Origin of the sequence: Roseomonas haemaphysalidis (assembly GCF_017355405.1) — a bacterium.
Taxonomy (GTDB): Bacteria; Pseudomonadota; Alphaproteobacteria; order Acetobacterales; family Acetobacteraceae; genus Pseudoroseomonas; species Pseudoroseomonas haemaphysalidis.
The window spans coordinates 1,779,658-1,795,761 of sequence record NZ_CP061177.1; the positions used below are offsets into that span (position 1 = coordinate 1,779,658).

The 16,104-nt window shown below is 70.7% G+C and carries 16 protein-coding genes; 8 read left to right on the forward strand and 8 right to left on the reverse strand.

The annotated features are described in order from the left end of the window. Nucleotides 1-71 precede the first annotated feature (71 nt). The gene (locus IAI59_RS08190; RefSeq protein ID WP_237181214.1) at nt 72-1,511 is read left to right on the forward strand and encodes an MFS transporter; all 1,440 of its coding nucleotides are present in this window, start codon (nt 72-74) and stop codon (nt 1,509-1,511) included. A gap of 90 nt (nt 1,512-1,601) precedes the next feature. Here IAI59_RS08190 and IAI59_RS08195 read toward each other — a convergent pair whose 3' ends face one another. The 3 genes from IAI59_RS08195 to rpsU form a co-directional block, all read right to left on the reverse strand. Continuing rightward, nucleotides 1,602-4,688: an efflux RND transporter permease subunit gene (locus IAI59_RS08195; RefSeq protein ID WP_207416665.1), complete on the reverse strand. Its 3,087-nt coding sequence runs from the start codon at nt 4,686-4,688 to the stop codon at nt 1,602-1,604. Nucleotides 4,689-4,697: 9 nt separating this feature from the next. Next, the gene (locus IAI59_RS08200) at nt 4,698-5,858 is read right to left on the reverse strand and encodes an efflux RND transporter periplasmic adaptor subunit (protein WP_207416664.1); all 1,161 of its coding nucleotides are present in this window, start codon (nt 5,856-5,858) and stop codon (nt 4,698-4,700) included. A 212-nt stretch (nt 5,859-6,070) separates the two neighbouring features. Further along, nucleotides 6,071-6,274 carry a 30S ribosomal protein S21 gene (gene rpsU, locus IAI59_RS08205; protein WP_007006360.1) on the reverse strand — a complete coding sequence of 68 codons (204 nt, stop codon included), beginning with the start codon at nt 6,272-6,274 and terminating at the stop codon, nt 6,071-6,073. 226 nt (nt 6,275-6,500) lie between these two features. Here rpsU and def point away from each other — a divergent pair, with 226 nt between their 5' ends. The 3 genes from def to IAI59_RS08220 all read left to right on the forward strand — a co-directional run bounded on the left by def (nt 6,501) and on the right by IAI59_RS08220 (nt 8,302). Next, nucleotides 6,501-7,034 (forward strand): peptide deformylase, encoded by a 534-nt coding sequence (def, locus tag IAI59_RS08210; RefSeq protein ID WP_207416661.1) that lies wholly within the window; start codon nt 6,501-6,503, stop codon nt 7,032-7,034. Further along, complete coding sequence (locus tag IAI59_RS08215; protein ID WP_207416659.1) at nt 7,031-7,606, forward strand: COQ9 family protein; 576 nt, start codon at nt 7,031-7,033, stop codon at nt 7,604-7,606. The genes def and IAI59_RS08215 overlap by 4 nt, the downstream gene beginning before the upstream one ends. A gap of 171 nt (nt 7,607-7,777) precedes the next feature. Continuing rightward, nucleotides 7,778-8,302 (forward strand): hypothetical protein, encoded by a 525-nt coding sequence (locus tag IAI59_RS08220; RefSeq protein WP_207416657.1) that lies wholly within the window; start codon nt 7,778-7,780, stop codon nt 8,300-8,302. Between the two features lie 178 nt (nt 8,303-8,480). Here the strand turns inward: IAI59_RS08220 and IAI59_RS08225 are convergent, their stop codons facing one another. The 4 genes from IAI59_RS08225 to IAI59_RS08240 form a co-directional block, all read right to left on the reverse strand. Further along, the gene (locus tag IAI59_RS08225; RefSeq protein ID WP_207416655.1) at nt 8,481-9,593 is read right to left on the reverse strand and encodes an OmpA family protein; all 1,113 of its coding nucleotides are present in this window, start codon (nt 9,591-9,593) and stop codon (nt 8,481-8,483) included. A gap of 169 nt (nt 9,594-9,762) precedes the next feature. Further along, nucleotides 9,763-10,881 (reverse strand): 5-(carboxyamino)imidazole ribonucleotide synthase, encoded by a 1,119-nt coding sequence (locus IAI59_RS08230; protein WP_207416652.1) that lies wholly within the window; start codon nt 10,879-10,881, stop codon nt 9,763-9,765. Next, nucleotides 10,878-11,396 (reverse strand): 5-(carboxyamino)imidazole ribonucleotide mutase, encoded by a 519-nt coding sequence (gene purE, locus IAI59_RS08235; RefSeq protein ID WP_207416649.1) that lies wholly within the window; start codon nt 11,394-11,396, stop codon nt 10,878-10,880. The genes IAI59_RS08230 and purE overlap by 4 nt, the downstream gene beginning before the upstream one ends. A gap of 95 nt (nt 11,397-11,491) precedes the next feature. Next, nucleotides 11,492-11,692, reverse strand: coding sequence for a YdcH family protein (locus IAI59_RS08240; RefSeq protein ID WP_207416648.1), 201 nt, complete (start codon nt 11,690-11,692; stop codon nt 11,492-11,494). Between the two features lie 228 nt (nt 11,693-11,920). On the opposite strand from IAI59_RS08240, the gene IAI59_RS23000 reads away from it, so the two are divergent. After that, nucleotides 11,921-12,097, forward strand: a complete 177-nt coding sequence (locus IAI59_RS23000; protein WP_237181215.1) for a YdcH family protein — start codon at nt 11,921-11,923, stop codon at nt 12,095-12,097. Between the two features lie 78 nt (nt 12,098-12,175). Here IAI59_RS23000 and IAI59_RS08250 read toward each other — a convergent pair whose 3' ends face one another. Beyond that, a complete protein-coding gene (locus tag IAI59_RS08250) occupies nt 12,176-12,742 on the reverse strand; it encodes a DUF1013 domain-containing protein (RefSeq protein WP_207416646.1) in 567 nt (188 codons plus the stop codon). A gap of 161 nt (nt 12,743-12,903) precedes the next feature. Between IAI59_RS08250 and IAI59_RS08255 the strand changes: the two genes are divergently transcribed. From IAI59_RS08255 to IAI59_RS08265, 3 genes are all read left to right on the forward strand, one after another. Beyond that, a complete protein-coding gene (locus IAI59_RS08255) occupies nt 12,904-13,842 on the forward strand; it encodes a complex I NDUFA9 subunit family protein (protein WP_207416645.1) in 939 nt (312 codons plus the stop codon). A gap of 248 nt (nt 13,843-14,090) precedes the next feature. Beyond that, complete coding sequence (locus IAI59_RS08260) at nt 14,091-15,536, forward strand: NAD(P)-dependent oxidoreductase (RefSeq protein WP_207416644.1); 1,446 nt, start codon at nt 14,091-14,093, stop codon at nt 15,534-15,536. Further along, nucleotides 15,536-16,096 (forward strand): DUF2059 domain-containing protein, encoded by a 561-nt coding sequence (locus IAI59_RS08265; RefSeq protein ID WP_207416643.1) that lies wholly within the window; start codon nt 15,536-15,538, stop codon nt 16,094-16,096. The genes IAI59_RS08260 and IAI59_RS08265 overlap by 1 nt, the downstream gene beginning before the upstream one ends. The last annotated feature ends 8 nt before the right edge of the window (nt 16,097-16,104 follow it).

A 16,104-nucleotide genomic window follows, 5' to 3' on the forward strand; every position in this document is an offset into this window, starting at 1 on the left:
GCCTGAAACGCGGTTTCGCCATGACCGTCCGGCCGGTAGCGGGCCGCGCTGGCCGGGCGTAACCTTGGCGCGTGCCCAGCGACGCCCTTCCCCCCGACTCCGCCCCGCCCATCGCCCGCGACCCGGACCCCCGGGTGGTGGCCGCCATCGTCGCCAGCGCGCTGTTCATGCAGAACCTGGACAGCACCGTGGTGGCGACCGCGCTGCCATCCATGGCGCGGGACCTGGGGGAGGACCCGCTGACCATGGGGGTCGCCATCACCTCCTACCTGGTGGCGCTGACGGTGTTCATCCCGCTCAGCGGCTGGATGGCGGACCGCTTCGGGGCCAAGCAGGTGTTCATGGCGGCGATCGCCACCTTCACCGTCGCCTCAGCGCTGTGCGGCATGTCGCAGGGGCTGCTGGAGATGGTGGGCGCGCGGGTGCTGCAAGGCCTGGGCGGTGCCATGATGGTGCCGGTCGGGCGGTTGTTGCTGTTGCGGCGGGTCAAGAAGGACGAGCTGCTGACGGCCACCACCTGGCTGTCCATGCCCGCCCTGCTGGGCCCGGTGATGGGCCCGCCGGTGGGCGGCTTTCTCACCGACCTCGTGTCCTGGCGCGCGGTGTTCTGGATCAACCTGCCCGTCGGCGTGGTGGGGCTGCTGCTGGTGTGGCGCCTCATTCCCACCTTGCCCAAGAGCCTGCCGCCGCCGCCGGACGTGCCGGGGCTGGCGCTGGTCGGCACCGCGCTGGCCTGCCTGATGTTCACCTTTGAAACGCTGGGCCGTGGGCTGGTGCCGCGCTTCGTGCCGGAAGCCGTGCTGGTCGTGGGGCTGGTGCTGGGCACGCTGGCGGTGCGGCACTGCCTGCGGGTGCCTAACCCGGCGATCGACTTCTCGCTGCTGCGCACCCCGTCGTTCAGCGTCACGGTGACCGCCGGCACGGTGTTCCGGGTCGGGGCGGGCATGGTGCCCTTTCTGGTGCCGCTGGCCCTGCAGATCGGCTTCGGCAACAGCGCGTCGCAAAGCGGCATGATCAGCTTCGCCACGGCGCTGGGCGCCTTTGTCATGAAGCCGATGGCGCAGTTCGCGCTGCGGCTGGCGGGCTTTCGCAACGTGTTGATGTGGAACGCGGTGGCGGCGGCCTTCAGCGTCGCGCTGTGCGCGGCCTTCCGCCCCGGCTGGCCGGTGGCCGCGCTGTTCGCCACGCTGCTGTTCGGCGGGCTGTGCCGCAGCCTGTACTTCACCACCACCAACACCCTGGTCTACGCCGAGGTGCCGCACGCCAAGCTTTCCGCCGCCACCAGCTTTTCCAGCACGGTGCAGCAGCTGTCCATGGCGCTCGGCGTCGCCGTGGCGGCGGCGGTGCTGCAGGCCAGCGTGACGCTGGGCGGGCGCGGGGGGCCGGCGCCGGTGGATTTCTCCGCCGGCTTTCTGATCGGCGCGGCGCTGATGCTGTTGGCGGCGCCGCTGGCGCTGCGGCTGCCGCCGGAAGCGGGGGAAGGGATCGTCACGGGGCGGCGGCGCGGCTGACGCCGTGGCCCGGGTCACGCCCCCGGGCCCCGCCGCAACGGCTCCGCCAGACCATGCCCGAAGGCCGGGGCAGCGCGGCGCCCTCGGCCCTTATTCCGCCGGCTGCGCCGCCGCGGCCGCCGGCCGCTGCCGCGTGAAGCGGCGGGACAGCCCCTCGAAGGCCAGAAACAGCACTGGCGTCACGAACAGCGTCAGCGCCTGCGATACCGCGAGCCCGCCCAGCACCGCGAGGCCGAGCGGCTGGCGCAGCTCGGCGGCGGTGCCCCAGCCCGCGGCGATCGGCACGATGCCGGCGGCCGCCGCCAGCGTGGTCATCATGATGGGGCGGAAGCGTACCACGCTGGCATGGCGCACCGCGGTCAGCGGGTCGTCGCCGGCCCGCTGCCGTTCCAGCGCCACGTCCACCACCATGATCGCGTTCTTCTTGACCAGCCCGATCAGCAGCAGCACGCCGATGATGGCGATGACCGACAGGTCCAGGTCGAACAGCCACAACGTGGCCAGGGCGCCCACCGTCGCGGCCGGCAGGCCGGACAGGATGGTCAGGGGGTGGACCAGCGATTCATAGAGCACGCCCAGCACCACGTAGACGATCAGCACCGCCGCGATCAGCAGCATGCCCTGGCCGGTCAGCGCCTGCTGGAAGATCTGCGCCGTGCCCGCGTAGCCCGACACGATGGTCGGCGGCAGGCCCAGCTCCTTTTCGGCGGCGGAGATGGCATTGGTGGCCTGGCCCAGCGCCACGCCGGGGGCGGTGTTGAAGCCGATGGTGACCGCCGGCAGCTGGCCCTGGTGCGCCACCGTCAGCGGGCCGACGGTGCGGGTCAGGTTGGCGATGCCGGCCAGTGGCACCAGCCGCCCGGTGGAGGAGCGCAGGTAGATCTTGGACAGCCCGGCCTCGTCCTGCTGGTCGCGCGGCAGCGCTTCCAGGATCACCGAATAACTGTCGGAGGCACCGAAGATGGTGCTGATCTGCCGTGCCCCGAAGGCCGAGTACAGCGCCTGCCGCACCTGATCCACCGACACGCCGAGCGAGGCGGCGCGGTCGCGGTCCACGTTGACGGACAGGATGGGAGCGTTCAGCTGCAGGTCGGTGTTGACGTCCTGCAGCCCGGGCAGGCGGCGCAGCGTCGCCTGCATGCGCTCGGCCCAGGAATACAGCTCGTCCGCCCGCAGGCCTTGCAGCGTGTACTGGTACAGGGTGCGCGACTGCCGGGCCCCGAAGTTCAGGTTCTGGATCGGGTTCAGGTAGACGCGCATGCCGGGGATGCCGGCGGTCTGCCGCCGCAGCTGCTGCAGCACCTCGGTCACCGCCGGGCGTTCCTCACGCGGCTTGAGCTGCACGAACATGCGGCCCTGGTTGCTGGCATTGCCGGTGCCGCCGCCGATGGAGGCGTTGACCAGCTCCACCGCCGGGTTCTGCCGGATGATGTCGGCGACCCGGGTATGGCGCGCCGCCATGTCCTCGAAGGAGGTGTCCTGCGGCCCTTCGGTCGAGACGCTGACCAGCCCGGTGTCCTCCACCGGGAAGAACCCCTTGGGAATGATCACCGCCAGCCAGACCGACAGCCCGACGGACACCACAAAGGCGAGCCAGACCACCGAGCGCCAGCGCAGCGACAGGTCCAGCAGCCAGGCGTAGCCGCCTTCCACGGCGCGGAAGCCGCGTTCCAGAAAGGCGTCAAAGCGCGAGGGCTTGCTGTGCGCGGGCAGCCGGCTGGCCATCAGCGGCGTGAGCGTGAGCGACACCACGCAGGAACACAGCACGGCAAGGCTGACCGTGGCGGCGAAGGCGTTGAACACCCGGCCCACCACGCCGCCCATCAACAGGATCGGCAAAAACACGGCGATCAGCGACAGGGTGATGGAGATGATGGTGAAGCCCACCTCCTTGGCGCCGCGGATGGCGGCGGCCATGGGGGCCATGCCTTCTTCCATATGCCGGACGATGGCTTCCAGCATCACGATGGCATCGTCCACCACCAGCCCCACGGCCAGGGTCAGGCCCAGCAGGGTGATGTTGTCGATGCCGTAGCCCAGCGCATACATCAGCCCGAAGGTGGCGGCCAGCGACAGCGGCACCGCGATGCCGGGGATGATGGTGGCCGAGATCTTCCGCAGAAACAGGAAGATCACCAGCACCACCAACCCGATGGCGATCAGCAGGTGGTGCTGCACGTCGGACACCGCGTGGCGGATGGATACCGAGCGGTCCAGCATCACCGTCACCTCGGCGCCCGGCGGCAGGGCGGCGGACAGGCCCGGGATGGCGGCCAGCACGCCATCGACCACCTGCACCGTGTTGGCGTCCGGCTGCCGCTGCACCGCCAGCGTCAGGCCGCGCGTGCCGTTCAGCCACGCGGCCTGGCGGTTGTTCTCCACCCCGTCCTCGACGCGCGCCACGTCCTGCACGCGGATCGGCGCATTGGGCCGGCCGCCGATCACCAGCCTTTGGAACTCGGCGGCGTCCTGCAACTGGTCGTTGGCGCGCAGCGTCAGCGCCTGGCGGGGGCCGTCCAGCGTGCCCACGGGGGTGTTGCCGTTGGCCGCCGCGATGGCGCGCTGCGCCTCGTCAAAGCCGAAGCCCAGGGCAGCCACCCGGTCCGGGTCCAGCTGCACGCGCACGGCGTATTTCTGCTCGCCATAGGTCAGCACCTGCGCCACGCCCGGGATGCGGGACAGCGCGGGGGAGATGATGACGGCCGCGATCTCGTTCAGCCGGTACAGCGGCACGTCGCCGCCGCGCAGGTTCAGCAGCACCACCGGCGCGTCGGCCGGGTTGGTTTTGCGGAAGGACGGCGGCGTGGTCATTTCCGCCGGCAGCCGCCGCTGGGCGCGGGACAGCGCCGACTGCACGTCCAGCGCCGCCGCGTCGATCGGCCGGCCCAGCACGAACTGCAAGGTGATCTGCAGCGTCCCCTGGCCGCTGATCGAGGACATCTGGTCGATGCCCGCGATGGTGGAGAACTCGCGCTCCAGCGGCAGGGCCACCGAGTTCGCCATGGTTTCCGGACTGGCACCGGGGAAGGTGGCGGACACCGTGATCACCGGGAAGTCGACGCGCGGGATGGCGGCCACCGGCATCTGGAAATACGCCACCGTGCCGGCCAGGATCGCGGCCAGCGACAGCAGCAGCGTCATCACGGGCCGGCGGATGCAGAGTTCCGAGATGGTCATGCGCTCTGCCTAGCTTTGCGGGCGGTTGGGGGCGGGGGGGCGCTCCACGACGCGGGCGCCATCGGACAGCACCTGCGCGCCTTCGATGACCACCTTGTCGCCGGCCTCGATCTCGGCCTTCAGGACGGCACGGCCGGCGACCACGCGCTCCAGCTGCACCGCGCGGCGGCGGGCGCGGCTTTCGCCGTCCACCACGTACACGTAGCGGCCCTGGCTGCCGGTCTGCACGGCCTGCACCGGCACGCTGAGGGCCTGGTCCTCGGTGCGCGGCACCAGCACGACATTGACGTACTGGCCCGGCCAGAGCTGGTTGTCGGGGTTGGGAAAGCGCGCCTTCAGGGACACGGTGCCCGAGGTGCTGTCCACCTGGCTGTCCACGAAGAACAGCTCTCCCTTGACCGGGTTGTGCCGGTCGCTGGGCGAACGCGCCGTCACCACGGGCCCGGCGCCGCCGCCGGCCCGCGCCATCGCCTCCTGCACCTCCGGCAGCCACCGCTCGGGCACGGAGAACTGCACCTGCACGGGGTCGGTCTGGGTGATGGTGGCCAGCACGGTGCCTTCGCTGCCGCGCACCAGGTTGCCGGCGGTGATCGGCAGAGCGCCGAGCCGGCCATCGGCCTCGGCGCGGATGGTGGCGTAGTCGAGGGTCAGGCGGGTTTGCGCCATCACCGCCTCGGTCGCCTTCAGGTTGGCGTCGGCGGTGGCGGCATCGGCCTGCGCCTGCTCGAAGCGCTGGGTGGCGGCGAAGCCCTCGCCGCGCAGCGAGGCGTAGCGGCTGGCATCCGCCCGGGCCCGGGCGGCAATGGCGCGATCCCGCGTCGCCTGTGCTTCTTGCTGCGCGAGCAGGGCCTCGGCCATGCGGGTATCCAGGGTGAACAGCACCTGGCCGCGTTTCACGCGCTGGCCCTCGGTGACGTGCAGCTCGCGGATCTGTCCGTCCACCCGGCTGCGCACGGACACGGTGTTCTCGGCCACCACCGTGCCGTTGGCCGGAATTTCCAGCGGCACCGGCCCCCGCTGCGCCGGGCTGGTGACCACCGGCAGGCCCTGGGCCGCCCCGCCCTGGTTGGCCGGGGGCGGTTGCTGGGCGGAAAGCAGGGCCGGAAACGCAGAAAGGCCGGCGCCGATCATGGCAGCCAGCAGGGGAGTCAGCGCGCGCGATGCCTTCATGCCTGATCGCATACGCAGAGTCAGGCCGGCAGCATAGGCGCCGTTACATTGCGTTACCATTTCGCCGCCGTACGGAACACAAGCGGCTGTTCCGCAGGCATGACATGCCGGTCATGTCGCGCCAACAGAAAAACCGCGAAGGGCGGACCGGAACCGGCCCGCCTCGCGGTCATCGGCGCAACGGTACCGCCGGCCGGGGCCGGCGGCTGGCTTCAGAAGCCTTCGCGCTCCAGACGCTTGCGCTCCACCTTGCGGGCGCGACGGACGGCCTCGGCGGCCTCGCGGGCGCGGCGCTCCGACGGCTTCTCGTAGTGGCGGCGCAGCTTCATCTCGCGGAAGACGCCTTCGCGCTGCAGCTTCTTCTTGAGGGCCTTGAGGGCCTGATCGATATTGTTATCCCGAACGACGACCTGCACGCTGTGCGGTATCCTCTATGCCTGTGCCCGGCAGCCGATGAATGCCGGATTGAATGCGAACAGCACGGGGCGGCCGGCGGTGGCCAGCTCCGTGCAGGGCCACGCTGTTAGCACGCTCCGCGCGGCAAGGAAAACCCCTTCCGGCACCACAGCCCCGGCAAATGCGGTGCCGGCCCGAGTCGCGAGGCCGAATTCCGCCCCCGGCGTTTTCCGCCTAGGATAAGGCATGGCCATCCTGAAGATCGCCCGCATGGGCCACCCCGTCCTGCTCCGCCGCGCCGACCCGGTGCCGGATGCCCGCGACCCGGACATCCGCCGGCTGATCGCCGACATGGGCGAAACCATGCTGGACGCCGCCGGACTCGGCCTCGCGGCGCCGCAGGTCCATGTGCCGCTGCGCCTGTTCGTGTGGCGCGACGGCGACCGCGTGCGCGCCCTGGTCAACCCGGCGCTGACCCTGCTCGGCCCCGCGGAGGCCACCGGCTGGGAAGGCTGCCTGTCGATCCCCGGTCTGCGCGGCAACGTGCCCCGCGCCGCCCGGCTGTTGTTTCGCGGCCAGGACGAAGCAGGCGATGCGGTGGAGGGCGAGGCGGAAGGGATGGCGGCCCGCGTGATGCAGCACGAGGTCGACCACCTGGACGGCGTGCTGTACCCGATGCGCATGACCGACTTCACGCAGTTCGGCTTCAACGAGGAACTGGCCCGCAGCTCCACCGCCGCCGCCGCGGCCATCACCGCCGCCCGGGAGCGCTCCGCATGAACGACGAGGACCCCATGCGCGACGCCGTGCTGCGCGCCATGTTGCCGCATGTGGCACGGCTTGGCTGGACGCCGGCGGCCCTGTCCGCCGGGCTGCGCGACGCCGGCCAGCCCGCCGCGGCGGGTGCCGGCCTGTTTCCGCGCGGCATGCCGGGGGTGGTGGCGCAGTTTGCCATGCTGGCGGATCGCGAGATGGTGGCCGCCGCCGGGCCGTTGGAGGGTTTGCGCACGCCGGCCCGCATCCGTGCCCTGATCCTGGCCCGACTCGCCTGGCTGGAGCCATGGCGGGATGCGGAGCGCCGCGCCGTGGGCTTGCTGGCGCTGCCGTGGAACGCCGCCGCGGGGGGTGCCATCCTGGCGCGCACCGCCGACAGCCTGTGGCTGGCGGCCGGCGACGACTCCACCGGCTTTTCCCGGCACAGCAAGCGCGTGACGCTGGGCAGCGTTTACGCCGCCACGCTGGCCTTCTGGCTGCGCGACCCGGCGCCGGCCCCGGGCGCCACGGCCGCCTTTCTGGACCGCCGCCTGGACCAGGTCGCGCAGCTCGGCCGGCGACTCCGCCGCACGACTTGAAGCGTGGTCTCGGCAAATGCCAGCAAGCCACTGTGCCCGCTGAGTTTGCCGCAGGTTTGCAAGCCGTCGCAACCGCGCACGAAATGGTGTAAAGAGCCGCGCGGGGGACGTGTTCCACCGAATGCTCGCCACCGTTGGGGGATTTAGGTCGCGATGAAGCTTGTTCGAATCATGACCGCCGGCTTGATCGCCGCCGGGTTTGCCACGCCGGTCCTGGCGCAGTCCTGCCTGCAGCCGGCCGAGCGCACCGGCATCGAGGTCCGCGCGCTGCAGAGCCAGCTGATGGTCGCGGCCTTGGCCTGCAACAAGACCAACGATTACAACACCTTCGTGACCCGCTACCAGCGCGACCTGGGCGAGGCCTACAAGGCGGTGACCAACCACTTCAAGCGCGTGCACGGCGCCGTGCAGGGCCAGAAGCAGCTGGACATCTTCATCACCCAGCTGGCCAACGCGCAGTCCCAGGACGGCATCGACCAGGGCTCCACCTTCTGCCAGAACGTCACGCCGCTGTTCCAGCAGTCGCTGGCGCAGAACACCAGCATGGCGCAGCTCGCCAGCATCTCGATGCAGAGCAACGTCGTGGTGCCCTATGAGCTGGACACCTGCACGGGTGCCACCGCCGCGCCGGTGCGCGAAACGCCGGCGGCGACCCGCCGTGCCGCCCCGAGCCGGGCACGCACCGCCAGCCGCTGACGCTGCCAAGGCAGCCGGGGGAAAACGAGACAGGGCGCCGTGAGGCGCCCTTTTTCATGGCTGCGGCGGCGACATCGCCGCCGGATGCGCAAAAAAAAGGGGGAGGCGCCTTGCGGCACCTCCCCCATTCTTTTTCCAGGCCGAAAGGAAGGCCGGGGCCTTCCCCCGTCCCGCGCGATCAGCGCAGGACGATCTCGACGCGGCGGTTCTGCGGCTCGCGCACGCCGTCGGCCGTGGCGACCAGCGGACGGCTCTCGCCGAAGGCCTGCACGGTGATGGCGGAGCGCTGGATGCCCAGGCGGCCCAGCTCGGCGGCGACGGCGTCGGCGCGGCGCTGCGACAGGCGCTGGTTGTACTGCGGCGAGCCCGAGCGGTCGGCGTGGCCGGCCACTTCGATGCGGGTCGTCTGCGTACGGCCGGCGTTCTGCGCGGCTTCGGCGATGATCTGGCGGGCGCGGTCCGTCAGGTCGGCGCGGTCGAAGTCGAAGAACACCAGGTAGGTGCGGGCGGGCGCCGGCGCGGCGGCGGGCGCCACGGCGACAGGCTCGACCACCGCCACCGGGCGCGGCGCGTTGAAGGCGTAGCGCAGGCCGATGAAGCCGGAGTGGTTGAAGTTCTCCGAGTCGAACTTGGTGCGCGTCACGGCGCCCGTGCTGGACTGGCTGCTGCCATCGAAGGAGGGGTCGAGGGTGGCGAAGAAGCGGTACTCGGCGGTGATCGCCAGGCCGGGGACGGCGGCGATCGGGAAGGCCAGGCCGGCGATGCCCTGGTAGGCGAAGCGGCCATCGGTGTCATCGATCGACACCGAGCGGCCGATCTGATTGCCGCGGTAGAAGCGCGAGCCGACGTTGTCGTAGTCGGTCCAGGCGTAGCCGACGCCGCCACCGATGTAGGGGACGACCAGCGGGCTGAAGTTGAAGTCGTACAGGACGTTGGCCATCGCGCCGTAGGTGCGGGCGGTGCCGGAGATGCCCGGCAGGCGGCCGCCGGCGGCGTCGATGTTGTTGACGTCGTTCTGGCGGTAGTTGCCCTCGATCTCGGCGCGCAGGCCGTTGCCGAAGCCGTAGCCGACCGAGATGACGCCGCCGAAGCCGTCGTCGAACTCGGCGCTCGCCTTGCGCTGGTTGTTGAAGGCGCCGGCCGCGAAGTTGCTGCCCGAGGTCAGGTCGGCGTCCTGGGTGTAGTTGTAGCCGGCGCCGGCGCCGACGTAGACGCCGGTCACGGGCTGGGCCTGGGCGGCGAGCGGCAGAGCCAGCACGGTCGCGGCCAGAAGAGCCTGCTTGAACTTCATTGTCTTTCTCCTCGATCCACCAGAGGCAATCCGCAGCGCTCAACCTTCCGGGTGGAACGGGCGCGGCGTGCAGCATGGATTAGCATTCATTGCGCCGCGCCGCATTAACCCCCTGATCGTTTCCCCCTCACTGTGTCGTTGGAGCCACAGGGGGGGTGGGGCATTTTGGTCACAGCCTTGAGAGCAGCAGCGCTTCCGCTTCGGAGGCCAGTGTTTGCAGGGGGAAAAGCCGGTTGGCATGGCCCATCTTGCGGCCTTCGCGGGCTTCCGCCTTGCCGTAGAGGTGCACGGAAACCTCGCTCTCCGCCAGGAACCGGGGCAGCTGCGCCATGCCCGCCGGACCGACCAAATTGCGCATGATGCAATCCGAATGTCGCTGCGTGCTGCCCAGCGGCAGTCCGGCAACGGCGCGGACATGCTGGTGGAACTGGCTGGACTGGCAGGCATCCTGGGTCCAGTGGCCGGAATTGTGCGGCCGCGGCGCGATCTCGTTGCCCAGCAGCGTGCCGTCCGGCAGCAGGAACAGCTCCACCGCCAGCACGCCGACCAGCTCCAGCGCCGCCGCCACGCGGGCAGCGTGGCCGCGTGCCGCCTCGGCCACCGCCGGCGGCACGCGGGCGGGGGCGAAGGACAGGTCGAGGATGTGGTGCGTGTGGCGATTCTCCACCGCGTCATACACCGCCGTCTCGCCGTCCAGCCCCCGCGCGGCGATGGCCGACAACTCCTGCGCGAAGGGCACGAAGGCTTCCAGGATCAGCGGCCGTGGGGACAGGCGTTCCCAGGCGGGGGCGATGTCGGCGGCATCGCGCAGCACCGCCTGGCCGCGGCCGTCGTAGCCGAGCCGCGTGGTCTTCAGCACCGCGGGCAGGCCGATGCGCGCCACGGCGGCATGCAGCTCCGCTTCCGTGGTCACGGCGGCCCAGGGGGCGACCGGCACGCCGGCCTCGCCGAAAAACGCCTTTTCCTGCAGCCGGTCCTGGCACACCGCCAGCGCCTTGGGCCCGGGGCGGCAGGGCTTCAGCGGCGACAGGATCTCCAGCGTGCGGGCGGGGACGTTCTCGAACTCGAAGGTCACCACGTCCACGGCGGCGGCGAAGCGGGCCAGCGCCGCCTCGTCCTCATAGGCGGCGACGGTGCGGGCGGCCGCGACCTGCATGCCGGGTTCGCCATCGCCGGGCGCGTAGATATGCGCGCGGAAGCCCAGCTCGGCGGCGGCCAGCGCGGACATGCGGCCGAGCTGGCCGCCGCCCAGGATGCCGATGGTGCTGTTGGGCGGCAACGGGCTCACGCCGGGTTCTCCGCCACCGACTCGGTCTGGGTGTCGCGGTGGCGTTCCAGCCGCAGGGCGAGCTGCGCGTCGGTGGTGGCCAGCATGGCGGCCGCCAGCAGGGCGGCGTTGACCGCGCCGGCGCGGCCGATGGCCAGCGTGCCGACCGGGATGCCGGCGGGCATCTGGGCGATGGACAGGAGGCTGTCCATGCCCTTCAGCGCGTGGCTTTCCACCGGCACGCCCAGCACCGGCAGGCGCGTCAGGGCGGCCACCATGCCGGGCAGGTGGGCGGCGCCGCCCGCCCCCGCGATCACCGCCCGCAGGCCGCGCGGCGCGGCGGCGCGGGCGTATTCATACATGCGGTCCGGCGTGCGGTGGGCCGAGACCACCTTGCATTCATGCGCGATGCCGAGGGTCGTCAGCATCTCGCTGGCGTGACGCATGGTGTCCCAGTCCGACCGGCTGCCCATGATGATGCCGACCAGCGGCGGCGTGGCACCATCGGTCGCGATGGGGGCGGGGATGTCGGTCATGCGGATATCCTGCGGGACGGCGGGCTGCTCCAAGCGGCGGCTGTGCCGCGCCAGGGCCCGAAAGTCCAGCCTCCATCAGCCGCGCGGACGCGGCCTCAGGCGATGATGTCGGGCACCAGGCGGCTTTCCAGCCAGGCGACCTCGTCCTTCAGCTTCAGCTTCCGCTTCTTCAGGCGCTGCAACTGGAGCTGGTCCATGGGACCGTCCTCCATGCGCGCGATCACGGTATCCAGGTCGCGGTGCTCGCTGCGAAGCTCGTGCAGGCGACGCAGCAGGCTGTCTCGATCGGCCAGCATCAGGCGGCATTACTCGACGGTTATGAGTCGCATCGGAGGGGACAAACGCCATATCATGGCCGGGCGCCGCCGCCCAGCCGCCTCTCGCACCCGCGGTGCAGGATGCCACGCGGGGCAGGGTTGCGGTCGCGGCAGCGCCGCCGGAACACGGCCGCGGACCGCCATGAAACCCATGGCGGGGGTCGCGCGGTTGATGTCCCGGGACCATCAACGAGTGGAGGATCAAGCGTGATCGCAACGCAGCAGCCCCGTCTCAACAGCCTTCAGGACCGGCACGCGAGCCTGGACCGCCAGCTGGCCCAGGAAGGCCAGCGCCCGGCGCCGGATGCCGCCACCCTGGCCAAGCTCAAGGTCGCCAAGCTGCGGCTGAAGGAAGAGATCGAGCGGCTGCGAACGTCGCGCTGAGGGCAGGGCCCTCAGAGGAAAGCCCCGCGCGGCCTTGCGGCCGGCGGGGCTTTTTCATACCCGGGCGAAAGCCAAGCCTCAGGCGGCCGTCTCGTCCTCGTCCAGCGGCGCCGGCGTCGCGGCCGGGTTGCCGCCGGCGGCGATCACGGCGGCGTTGAGGTCGCCCTGGCTGCACAGGCCCAGGATCACCGGGTCACGCGGCTTGATGTTGGCGCTGTTCCAGTGGGTACGGTCGCGCACCTTGGCGATGGTATCCTTGGTGGTGCCCAGCAGCTTGCCGATCTGCGCCTCGGTCAACTGCGGGAAGTTGCGCAGCAGAAAGGCGATGCCGTCCGGCCGGTCGTTGCGCTTGGACACGGGCGTGTAGCGCGCGCCCTTGCCGCGGCCCTTGGGCTGGGGCACGGCGGAGGGCAGCAGGCGCAGGCGGGCGTCGGGGTCGGCCTCGCAGCGGGCGATCTCCTCGCGCGTCAGCTGACTGTTCTGCACCGGGTCGTAGCCGACGATGCCCTGCGCCACCTCGCCATCGGCGATCGCCTGCACCTCCAGCGGGTGCATGCCGACGAAATCGGCGACCTGGGTAAAGGACAGGGACGTCTTCTCGATGAGCCACACGGCGGTGGCCTTCGGCATCAGCGGCAGGGTCATCGGAAACCTTATGGATGCGGCGTGGGGGCGGAGGCGCGCTCGCCCCGTTTCCGCCTGCATATAGAGAGCGCGGGGGAGGGGGTCAAAGGTTGGCACGGCCGCGTGGAACTGGCAGGCCCCCCATTCGTTGCGGAACGGTTGGATCAGAAGGGGCTGGCGCCATGATGACACGCAAACTCGCGACGGTATTCGGCGGCGCCGGCTTTATCGGCCGGCAAGTGGTGCAGCGCCTGGCCCGGCTGGACTACGTGGTGCGCGTGGTCGGCCGCAATCCGGAGGCCATCCGCTCGCTGATGACCGTGGGCAAGGTGGGCCAGATGGTGCCGCTGTCGGTGGACCTGCGGGAGGATGCCGGCATCGCCCGGGCGGTGGATGGCGCGCAGGTGGTGGTCAACCTGGTGGGCATCCTGGCCGAAAAGCACAAGGGCGACTTCCGCCGGCTGCAGGGCGAGGTGCCGGGCCGCATTGGCGCCGCGGCCGCCGCCGCCGGCGTGCAGCGGCTGGTGCAGGTTTCGGCCATCGGCGCCGACCCGCAGGGCCCCAGCGAATATGCCCGCAGCAAAGCGGCGGGGGAGGCGGCGCTGCGCGCGGCGTTTCCCGATGCCGTGGTGCTGCGGCCTTCCATCGTGTTCGGGCCGGACGACGACTTCTTCAACCGCTTCGCCGGCCTGGCGCGGATGCTGCCCTTCATGCCGGTGGTCAAGGGCGACACCAGGTTCCAGCCAGTTTACGTGGGCGACGTGGCGGACGCCGTGCTGGCGGCGCTGCAGCAGGACGACGTAGCTGGGCGGACCTTTGAGCTGGGTGGCCCGCGCGTCGCTTCCTTCCGCGAATTGATGGCGCTGGTGCTGGACGCCACCGGGCGCCACCACCGCCTGGTGTCCATGCCGGACGGGCTTGTCCGGCTGATGAGCCGGCTGCCCGGCGGCCCGTTGACGCCGGACCAGCTGGCGCAGCTGTCGCGGGACAATGTGGTGGGTGCCGGCATGCCGGGGCTTGCCGACCTTGGTATTGAGCCCACCAGCATGGAAGTGGTCGTGCCGTCCTACCTGTCCCGGTTTCGCGTCGGCGGGCAGCATCGCAGCCTGATTCCGCAGTAAGGTCCGGATCGGCCTCATTTTCTGGGCGAAATACCGGGGATGATCCTCGCCTGGCCAGCTGATACGGAAAATAAGTAAGTATTGCTGTCTTATTGTTAAGATAAGACTGGCAGCGCCGCCTGGGCGGTGCTTATGCTGCGCGCAGGCCGGTGAAAGCCCGCCTGCCGGATTGGCGTTCCTGCCGCTTGCCGCCCGGCCCCTGATGAACGCCGATCCTGTTTTCTTCCTGCCCCGGGGAGCCTTTCGCCATGGCCGAACGCATGCTGCAATTCGTGCGGCTGTCCCAGCAGACGCCCGACAAGCGCGACGCGGCCGAGCGACGCGATGATTTCGGCGAGATCTACCAGCGCTTCACCGCCGAGCGGGCGGCCGAGCAGTCGAGCCGTTGCAGCCAGTGCGGCGTGCCCTTCTGCTCCGTGCACTGCCCGCTGAACAACAACATCCCGGACTGGCTGAAGCTGACCGCCGAGGGGCGGCTGGAGGAAGCCTACGAAATCTCCGCCGCCACCAACACCTTTCCCGAGATCTGTGGCCGCGTCTGCCCGCAGGACCGCCTGTGCGAAGGCAACTGCGTGATCGAGAAGGGCTTCGACAGCGTCACGATCGGCGCGGTGGAAAAGTACATCACCGACACGGCCTGGGACATGGGCTGGGTGAAGCCGCCAACGCCGAAGCAGGAGGTGAACCGTTCCGTCGGGATCATCGGCGCCGGCCCGGCGGGGCTGGCGGCGGCCGAGCGGCTGCGGCTGCGCGGCTGGAAGGTCACGGTCTATGACCGCTACGACCGCGTCGGCGGGCTGATGATCTACGGCATTCCCAACTTCAAGCTGGAAAAGGACGTGGTGCTGCGCCGCCATGCGCAATACGCCGAGGCCGGCATCGAGTTCGTGCTGAACTGCGCAGTCGGCCAGGACGTCACGCTGGACGAGCTGCGCCAGAAGCATGACGCCGTGCTGATCGCCACCGGCGTCTACAAGGCACGCGACATCGGCGCCGAGGGCGCCAACTTTTCCGGCATCGTCCCCGCGCTGGATTACCTCACCGCCTCCAACCGCGAAGGGCTGGGCGATGCCGTGCCGGAGTTCGAAAGCGGCGCGCTGAACGCCAGCGGCCGGCGCGTGGTGGTGATCGGCGGCGGCGACACCGCCATGGACTGCGTACGCACCGCCATCCGCCAGGGTGCTGCCTCCGTCACCTGCCTGTACCGCCGCGACAAGGCCAACATGCCGGGCTCCCTGCGCGAGGTGAAGAACGCCGAGGAGGAGGGCGTGCGCTTTTCCTGGCTGTCGGCGCCGGAAGGCTTCGAGGGCGATGCCGAGGGTGCCGTCAGCGGCGTGCGTGCCGTGCGCATGCATCTCGGCCTGCCGGACGCCACGGGACGCCAGCAGGTGGAGCCGATCGCCAATGGCGGCTTCCTGGAGCCCGCCGACCTGGTGATCAAGGCGCTGGGTTTCGATCCGGAGGATTTGCCGACCATGTTCAAAGAGCCGGCGCTGACCGTGTCCCGCTGGGGCACGCTGAAGGTGGACCGCCGCAGCATGATGACGGGCGTGCCCGGCGTCTTCGCGGCCGGCGACATCGTGCGCGGTGCGTCCCTGGTGGTCTGGGGCATTCGCGACGGGCGCGACGCGGCGGACCAGATCGAGAAATACGTGGCCGCCCGCGCCGCCACCCCCGCCCTGGCGGCCGAGTGATGCGCGCGCCCCTGATCGCCCTGCTGGGCGCGGCGCTGCTGGCCGGCCCGGTTCTGGCGCAGCCCAGCCAGTTCCGCACCCCTGCCACGCCCACGCCCACGCCCGCGGCGCCCGCGACCCCGGCCGCGCCTGCCGCCGCGACGGAGGAAAGCCGCGCCGCGGCGCGCGACCTCATGGCGCTGCTGAATACCGACGCGCAGTCCGAGCAGATGATGACCGCCGTGTCCCACCAGGTGGCCACCGTCCTGGCGCAAAGCAGCGGCAAGCCGGCGGCCGAGGTGATCGCCATCATCGACGAGGTGCTGATGCCGGAGTTCCGGCAGCGCATGCCGGAGTTGCGCGACTTCACGGTGGATCTCTGGGCCACGCAGATGACCGCGCCCGAGCTGCGGGAGCTGAAGGCCTTCTATGAGACGCCGCTGGGCCGCCGCCTGCAGCAGGTAACGCCGACCGTGGCCGCCGCTTCCGCCGCCTTTGGCATGAAATGGGGCCAGGAGGTCGCGCTCAGCGCCCTGGCCAAGCACCGCGAGACGCTGCGCGCCCGCGGCCTGAAGATCTGAGGATCGCA

Excerpts from the sequence above, each read along its gene's own strand:
- IAI59_RS08250 (WP_207416646.1), bottom strand. The coding sequence starts at position 12,742 with ATGACCCTGCCGCTGATGCCGAAGGCCACCGCCGTGTGGCTCATCGAG.
- IAI59_RS08215 (WP_207416659.1), top strand. The coding sequence starts at position 7,031 with ATGAACGACGAGGACCCCATGCGCGACGCCGTGCTGCGCGCCATGTTG.
- IAI59_RS08200 (WP_207416664.1), bottom strand. The coding sequence starts at position 5,858 with ATGAAGGCATCGCGCGCGCTGACTCCCCTGCTGGCTGCCATGATCGGC.
- IAI59_RS08260 (WP_207416644.1), top strand. The coding sequence starts at position 14,091 with ATGGCCGAACGCATGCTGCAATTCGTGCGGCTGTCCCAGCAGACGCCC.
- IAI59_RS08265 (WP_207416643.1), top strand. The coding sequence starts at position 15,536 with ATGCGCGCGCCCCTGATCGCCCTGCTGGGCGCGGCGCTGCTGGCCGGC.
- IAI59_RS08240 (WP_207416648.1), bottom strand. The coding sequence starts at position 11,692 with ATGCTGGCCGATCGAGACAGCCTGCTGCGTCGCCTGCACGAGCTTCGC.
- def (WP_207416661.1), top strand. The coding sequence starts at position 6,501 with ATGGCCATCCTGAAGATCGCCCGCATGGGCCACCCCGTCCTGCTCCGC.
- IAI59_RS08225 (WP_207416655.1), bottom strand. The coding sequence starts at position 9,593 with ATGAAGTTCAAGCAGGCTCTTCTGGCCGCGACCGTGCTGGCTCTGCCG.
- purE (WP_207416649.1), bottom strand. The coding sequence starts at position 11,396 with ATGACCGACATCCCCGCCCCCATCGCGACCGATGGTGCCACGCCGCCG.
- IAI59_RS08195 (WP_207416665.1), bottom strand. The coding sequence starts at position 4,688 with ATGACCATCTCGGAACTCTGCATCCGCCGGCCCGTGATGACGCTGCTG.
- IAI59_RS08220 (WP_207416657.1), top strand. The coding sequence starts at position 7,778 with ATGACCGCCGGCTTGATCGCCGCCGGGTTTGCCACGCCGGTCCTGGCG.
- IAI59_RS08255 (WP_207416645.1), top strand. The coding sequence starts at position 12,904 with ATGATGACACGCAAACTCGCGACGGTATTCGGCGGCGCCGGCTTTATC.